Source organism: Ruminococcus sp. (assembly GCF_017650195.1).
Lineage (GTDB): Bacteria > Bacillota > Clostridia > Oscillospirales > Ruminococcaceae > Ruminococcus.
Map to the genome: position 1 here is coordinate 1 of NZ_JAGCFH010000267.1, position 6,135 is coordinate 6,135.

Genomic DNA, 6,135 nt, shown 5'->3' on the forward strand with positions numbered 1-6,135 from the left:
AATTTCTTAGCTGTTTCCAGCTCACGCCATTTATAATGACTGCCGTTCATGCATTCGCTACAAATTGTATTCATATCGCTAAAGTACAAGCAAGTGCCACAATTCCTTGAATCCGAAAGATCTTCCATAGCTGCAATTAGAACTTTTTTTAATGCTTTATTCCTGGTATTCAACGCTTTATTCTGAGCCAGTGTTTTTTTATATTCAGCGGTATTAATTTCAACAAGCTTTTCGAGCTTTTCTTCGAGCGTTTCTTCTATATTCATGCTGTTGCTTCTTTCTGTGTTCTTTAAGTCGCTGTTTTTTCACTCTTTCAAGATATTCAGAATATCTTCTCTCGAACAACTCTATCTCATAAGGCTTCGGATTGCCTGCCTGATTATTCTTATATCCTCGGCATTGAACTATTTCAAGCTCGTTCGAGACTTCCATAGTATAGAACGGCTCGCTTTTATGCCCGAGAGTCCTCAGGAACATGATAGTAAGCTTCCCTTCAGCGTGCCTTTGAGCATATCCGCCGACGCAGTGATTGAGTGCTGCTCCTTCATCGGAGATTTCCTTCACGGAGTAAGGAAGCCGCAGGATCAGACCGAGCTCCATGTCCACCGCTTCAAGATCCTGCCGTTTCGAGTCGTTCTTTTTCAGTATGAAGTTTATCTTTTCATCATTGATTTCAGAAATAAGTTTTGAAGTCGTTTCATGCGCTGAAAAAACGTCCTTCGGCATCGTAACCGCTGTCGATGTCATATCATAGTCAAGCATCACACACTCTCGAAGATAATCACGATAGCAGATAAGAAAAAAGGCAGTCCCTTGCTGGTTCTTTTTCCTGAGCGCATAGTCCATTATCTTCTTCCTCGGGAGCTTTGTCAGTTCCTCAATTTGTTCAACATAGTCCCAGCTTTTCCCGAAATCGTCATAATACTTCACTGTCTCCTCGGGAGTTCTGCCGCAGAAAAAAGACTTTCTGAAATTGATGTAGCCTGCATATCCACGGCCTTCCAGCTTCACGAAGTATTCAAGCTCAGGCTTGCTAAGCCGAAGGACTTTTTTCATGTTGTTGCTTCGCCAGTTTAAGCGTACTTTCATTCCGTGATAAATATAGTCCATTGCTATCTGAGGGACTCCGCCGTTAATTAAATACTCAAGCTGCGGATGTTCTGCATATCGGCATAGCCATGTTATGTACATCGAAGGGAGTTGTTCATCCTTGAATAAGTACCGAAGGAAACTGCTCTCGACAGCTTCTTGATTGATAAGTGTATAATTATTATCTCGCCAGTAAAAGCCTCTTGCATAGTTTGGCTCTCTCGCCCTGCTTTTTTTCGGTTTCCAAACGTAGTTTTTTAATGCAGCATCATAAGAACACCAGTATTGAACTGCTTTCCCTGGGCTCAGTTCATACCTTGTCACGGTATAGCAGTCAATCTCAGGCTGAAGCTCATCATCTGCGAACTTCATATATGCGATGATGCACTCTATTCTTACACGGTCCGCTACTTTCTCAAATACTGCGAAATTCTTTGTATAATAGAAAGTTGAGCGGCCTCTGTTCATTTGCCTAAATTCAACAGGCGCTCCGCAGTTCGCGCAAGTTCCGATTTCTAAGTGTTTATATTCCTTTGGTTTTCTTATTCCGTCCTCAAAACGAGTGCGGCAGGCCGTGCAATAGCAGTCCGTAAGCTTGCTGTTTCGCTCTGATTGGCAGTAATCGCCGTAGCCTACAAGATACGGATTGCCGAAGCCTCGGCGATATAGGACGAAATGCGGCATAAAAGCCTCAATATCGTCTATGTAGGCAATTAAATTCACAAATGAATTGTCCATGTCTATTAGAAGTCGAGAAGATCATCGAGAGACACATTGAGCGTTTTATTATCATTCTGCGCCATTATAATAGGCGGAGCTCCGTTGTCGCCGCTCAGATCAATAGTCATATGGAAATGGACCGTCGCAGTCGAGAAGTAGAATTTCACAGCTCTGCGGTATACATCAAGATCGGAAATACTTCTTCCGATACCCTTCACAACACTGTCGAGGCATTCCTGAAAAGTCTTGCCGCTTTGGAGCACAGCCTGTTTAAACTCAGGCTCCTGAGAGCAGAACTTGCTCAATGCGTCCGCCACCGAAGGAGCAATTACTTCTTGCTTTGCGCCTGTTATTTTGCCGCCAAAATACGATAAATACTCTTCTTTTGTCATAATTTCACATTCCTTTCAGTCCAGTTAACTGGACAACCCCGTTTTTTCATAATATTCATCAAGCATATCGAGTCTGTAATGATATATCACAAGTCTTGCAATGGCATACCCTTTTTCATAGGCTTCCTCGATATCATCGCAGCTCTTTGCAATACTTTCCCATACCCGAATATCATATTCTATTTCCTGCCGTGCTGCTTTGTACTGTTTCTTATTGTGCAGATATCCGATGTATAGCTCGGCAGGTACTAACAGCATGGATATAATAGCACAGATAATCACTGGAAATATTAATATCTCTCCTATCAGTCGCACGGCTCCACATCCTTCCCTAACACAGTCACCTCAGACCGTCCGCAAGGATCCGCGAGTGTCGCTGAGACTATAACAACCTTCTCCTTCCTGTTCTTTCTGAGTGATATAGCTTCAATACTCAGATATTTAGCTCCTCGGAATACTACAGGAACATCATTATTGAAGGCTCCAATAAGTTCCTTATATGTCATCTCCGCCTGCTTTCATTCCGGTCCATCGGCTGAAGCCGTGTGTCTCGAGCTCGTCCCGAAGCTGCTTCTCATATTCGCGTTGAGCGCAGTTCCAAAAAGCATTCCATGCTTCAAGTGCGTTTGCGTACTCTGTTGTGCAGTAAGGAGTGATAAGCTTTGCTGTTCCTTTTTCTGCGTTGCTTTCAAATGCGACGTCCTTAATTTTAATCTTCATATCAGAATATCCTCAGAACTTCACGCGATAATGCCGAGAGGCTGTCTCCGGTGATATATATACGCCTTACATAGCCACCCTTCCAAGTTACAAGCACATATTCCAGCTCATAAGAGACGGTATCAACGAGCTTATATATCACACTTGCTACGTTGCTGTCTATTTCCTTGATAAAAGGATCCAGCATTTTCTCAACAAAATCTTCTTTTCTCTTCTGTTCCTCACTCATATCTCGACGCCCTCGCTTTCAATGATTTCTCTCAGATCTTCGGAGAAATAAGCATACTTTCTGAGTCTTACGTCTATCAGCTCTACTTCTGCGACAAGTCCGCGCCGACGTTCTGCAAGATCATGCATTTTTTTGCCGATAGCGTCGATAATATTATCGTCCTCGATGATATGTGGACCTACGAAGAGCACATCGTCCGCCGGCACATCTTTTAGAAGCTTCGGATTATCGGCAGCATCATCAAGGCTTTCGCTGCTCTCCGGCAGCGGTTCTTCTCTAATGTCCTGAACGTCGATTATATCAGGCTTCTTATATTTCACCTTTTCCTTGACAGGCGGCTCGACTGGAGGGATTGCCATGTCCTCCCATTCATCAATTCTTGCCTGCTCCTCAGGAGCATCGGCTTTTTCCTTCTTCAGAAGATTTGCTCCATTCAGTATTCTAAGATTAAACCCATATTCACGGAGAACATCCTTGATTATTCCCTTCGATGTATTATGCAGGTCAGCTTCGATCTCTACCTGCTTACGCTTATCCTTTGCGTTTTTTATGTTGGTGACGATTTCCTTCTTATCTTCCTCTGTTAATTTCATTTTTCACACCCTCTTATGCTTTAATTCCTGCAATAAATCTTTCAGCTGCATCGGGATTTTGACTGTAATAAGCACTCAAGCCCTTCCCGATATTATCGCACATTTTTGAAATACATTCCGCTCTTTTTGTTGGGCTCAAGCTGTCGAAACGAACAGGCGGAGCTCCGTCAATTGATATGTAGCTTATAGCTTTCAATTCACTTCCCATATGCTTGCCCCCTATAAGGAATGAATTTCGCCGCCTGTTTCGTTTTTATATCCGATAAGCTCATCTGTTGACATTTCATACAGGCTTGCAATTTTGGATAAATATTGCGACGGAATTTCCCCTTTGTTGAGCCAGCGATAGAAAGTCGTTCTCCCTATGCATATTTTGTCACAAAAATTATGCAAAGACCACCTTCGACGTGCGTTTTCTGCGTAAATAATGCTAAAAATAGTATGCATTCTCTATACCTCCTTTCGGTACTTTATGTACCGTGTGTTTATTATACCCCATTTTGTACTTACTTTCAATTCGTTTTTTGGCACAAATTTTGACAAAAAAAAAAAAAAAACTGTTACATTTGCACAAATGATTTTATTTTTTCGGGTTTTGCTTGACAAGTGGAACAATTTGTGCTATATTGTACCCAAAGGAGAGTGATATAATGGCAATTGATTGCAAAAGACTTAAGCAGATTCGCCTTGAAAATGGACTTTCACAGGAACAGATGGCTAAGAAGCTTGGACTCAATCGTCGTACATATTCTACTTACGAGCAAGGAACCCGGAACATGGGATCCGCGACAATTCTGAAAGTATGTCAGACTTTCAATCTTACGTCTGATGAATTGCTCGGTAATTATCAACTTGCTGAACCATACGAGGAAATAAAAACAATTCGAGGTTATATCCTTTGTGTTGTTCCTCTATATACCTCAGCTGATCAGTACATCAATAACGATTACGAAGATCAATTCCCTGATTTATTCCCGACTAATATGGAAGCCAGAGAAACTATTGCAGTCAAAGTCGCTGGAGATTCCATGACTCCTAAAATTGATGATAGGAACATTGTCACTGTGCACAAACAGGACAGGTTCAGAAATGGTGATATCATTGCAGCTATTATCAACGGAGAAAAAGGGATCTATATAAGGCGAGCTTATAAGGATTTTGATTCTAAATCTATTACTCTTGTTCCTATTAATTCAGATTATAAGAAAATTGAATTTATCGGAAAAGAAAGAGAGAATCTAATAATCATAGGCATTGTAAAGAAGATTGTCAAATCTATTCAATATGAATTAGATTGATTTTGACTTTTAGAAAAGGGGGATTCTAAATGAAAAAAATGATTTCTTTGATATCATTATCTGTATTTCTATCGACTTTTGCTTCATGTTCTGAAGAAGATAACCATTCATCTTCAAATCGAATAATCGAAACTACTGTTGTTTCATCAGAAGCTAAAGCCGAAACAACTATAAAAGAAATTCCCACTACTACACAAACTATTACTCAAACTGCTAATCAAACTACTACTCATGCTACTACCGAACATTATGAAGAAATAATAGTAAATACTGATAATCTATCTTCACCCTTAGAAACAGATTATTTTTCGCTTCTTTTGCCTTCTGAATGGAGTTTACATTCTAAAGGCTCTAATCTAATAGAGTACGAAATTGAAGATAATTCCATGATGATAATAGAAATAGAAAAAGATTATAGTTTTCTTGCATCCTCTAAAAAGGGTATATTATCTAATGACGATTATATTTCCTACCGACAAAACAATCGAAAAGATTTAGAATTTTTTCAAAATTCTAATTCTATTTCTTTTGCCTTTTCTACTAATGACGTTCATTCATATTTAGAATATCAATTTTATAATTCTGGTTATGTAATTGATATCACTTTTCGAGCATATAATCATTATTGCTTGCAAAAGGAAAGCATTGAGCGCATCATGAACGGATTGAAATTAAATATTCCATCAGAAAGCAATACTGAAGAGAACACTGTTGCATCTAATACATCAGACCTGTTTTTCTCTGGCGAAGGAGATACCGTCACAAACACATTTAGTGCTCCTGACTGCATAAGAATTACAGGCAATTATTCAGGCGAAGGTCTATTTATCGTTAATCTCTACGATGACTCAGCCAATCTCGAAGATCAAGTTTTTTCAAATTTGGGAACATACTCGGGAGAAAAAGTATTTCAGTTTAAAAAAGGAAAGAAATATATGTTTGAAGTTACCGCAGGAAGTGGAGAATGGCAATTATCTGTTGAGTAAGCCTTCTCAATAATAAAGGATGTGAAAATATGAAAACAGCTGCTGCTTATATAAGAGTATCAACCGAGGATCAGACAGAGTATTCACCTGATTCTCAGCTCAAGATTA

General features: G+C 39.9%; 11 protein-coding genes. 2 read left to right on the forward strand and 9 right to left on the reverse strand.

The window, feature by feature from the left end:
- The 9 genes from J6U00_RS12200 to J6U00_RS12240 form a co-directional block, all read right to left on the reverse strand.
- Positions 1-266: hypothetical protein (locus tag J6U00_RS12200; RefSeq protein ID WP_296582232.1), on the reverse strand; the 266-nt coding region annotated here is incomplete at its 3' end.
- Positions 220-1,812: a PcfJ domain-containing protein gene (locus tag J6U00_RS12205; RefSeq protein WP_296582235.1), complete on the reverse strand. Its 1,593-nt coding sequence runs from the start codon at positions 1,810-1,812 to the stop codon at positions 220-222. The genes J6U00_RS12205 and J6U00_RS12200, both read right to left, overlap by 47 nt.
- A gap of 20 nt (positions 1,813-1,832) precedes the next feature.
- Positions 1,833-2,201, reverse strand: a complete 369-nt coding sequence (locus tag J6U00_RS12210) for a hypothetical protein (RefSeq protein WP_296582236.1) — start codon at positions 2,199-2,201, stop codon at positions 1,833-1,835.
- 24 nt (positions 2,202-2,225) lie between these two features.
- A complete protein-coding gene (locus J6U00_RS12215) occupies positions 2,226-2,516 on the reverse strand; it encodes a hypothetical protein (RefSeq protein WP_296582238.1) in 291 nt (96 codons plus the stop codon).
- A complete protein-coding gene (locus J6U00_RS12220; RefSeq protein ID WP_296582240.1) occupies positions 2,507-2,707 on the reverse strand; it encodes a hypothetical protein in 201 nt (66 codons plus the stop codon). Before J6U00_RS12220 ends, J6U00_RS12215 begins: the two co-directional genes overlap by 10 nt.
- Complete coding sequence (locus J6U00_RS12225) at positions 2,697-2,921, reverse strand: hypothetical protein (RefSeq protein WP_296582242.1); 225 nt, start codon at positions 2,919-2,921, stop codon at positions 2,697-2,699. The genes J6U00_RS12220 and J6U00_RS12225 overlap by 11 nt, the downstream gene beginning before the upstream one ends.
- A gap of 1 nt (position 2,922) precedes the next feature.
- Positions 2,923-3,150: a hypothetical protein gene (locus J6U00_RS12230; RefSeq protein WP_296582244.1), complete on the reverse strand. Its 228-nt coding sequence runs from the start codon at positions 3,148-3,150 to the stop codon at positions 2,923-2,925.
- Positions 3,147-3,743, reverse strand: a complete 597-nt coding sequence (locus J6U00_RS12235; RefSeq protein WP_296582246.1) for a hypothetical protein — start codon at positions 3,741-3,743, stop codon at positions 3,147-3,149. Before J6U00_RS12235 ends, J6U00_RS12230 begins: the two co-directional genes overlap by 4 nt.
- Positions 3,744-3,756: 13 nt before the next feature.
- Positions 3,757-3,951, reverse strand: a complete 195-nt coding sequence (locus tag J6U00_RS12240) for a hypothetical protein (protein ID WP_296582248.1) — start codon at positions 3,949-3,951, stop codon at positions 3,757-3,759.
- Between the two features lie 442 nt (positions 3,952-4,393).
- On the opposite strand from J6U00_RS12240, the gene J6U00_RS12245 reads away from it, so the two are divergent.
- Complete coding sequence (locus tag J6U00_RS12245; protein ID WP_296582250.1) at positions 4,394-5,041, forward strand: XRE family transcriptional regulator; 648 nt, start codon at positions 4,394-4,396, stop codon at positions 5,039-5,041.
- Positions 5,042-5,070: 29 nt separating this feature from the next.
- Entirely contained in the window at positions 5,071-6,027 is a 957-nt protein-coding gene (locus J6U00_RS12250) for a hypothetical protein (RefSeq protein WP_296582252.1), read from the forward strand.
- Positions 6,028-6,135 lie beyond the last annotated feature (108 nt).

Excerpts from the sequence above, each read along its gene's own strand:
- J6U00_RS12210 (WP_296582236.1), bottom strand. The coding sequence starts at position 2,201 with ATGACAAAAGAAGAGTATTTATCGTATTTTGGCGGCAAAATAACAGGC.
- J6U00_RS12220 (WP_296582240.1), bottom strand. The coding sequence starts at position 2,707 with ATGACATATAAGGAACTTATTGGAGCCTTCAATAATGATGTTCCTGTA.
- J6U00_RS12225 (WP_296582242.1), bottom strand. The coding sequence starts at position 2,921 with ATGAAGATTAAAATTAAGGACGTCGCATTTGAAAGCAACGCAGAAAAA.
- J6U00_RS12230 (WP_296582244.1), bottom strand. The coding sequence starts at position 3,150 with ATGAGTGAGGAACAGAAGAGAAAAGAAGATTTTGTTGAGAAAATGCTG.
- J6U00_RS12235 (WP_296582246.1), bottom strand. The coding sequence starts at position 3,743 with ATGAAATTAACAGAGGAAGATAAGAAGGAAATCGTCACCAACATAAAA.
- J6U00_RS12240 (WP_296582248.1), bottom strand. The coding sequence starts at position 3,951 with ATGGGAAGTGAATTGAAAGCTATAAGCTACATATCAATTGACGGAGCT.
- J6U00_RS12245 (WP_296582250.1), top strand. The coding sequence starts at position 4,394 with ATGGCAATTGATTGCAAAAGACTTAAGCAGATTCGCCTTGAAAATGGA.
- J6U00_RS12250 (WP_296582252.1), top strand. The coding sequence starts at position 5,071 with ATGAAAAAAATGATTTCTTTGATATCATTATCTGTATTTCTATCGACT.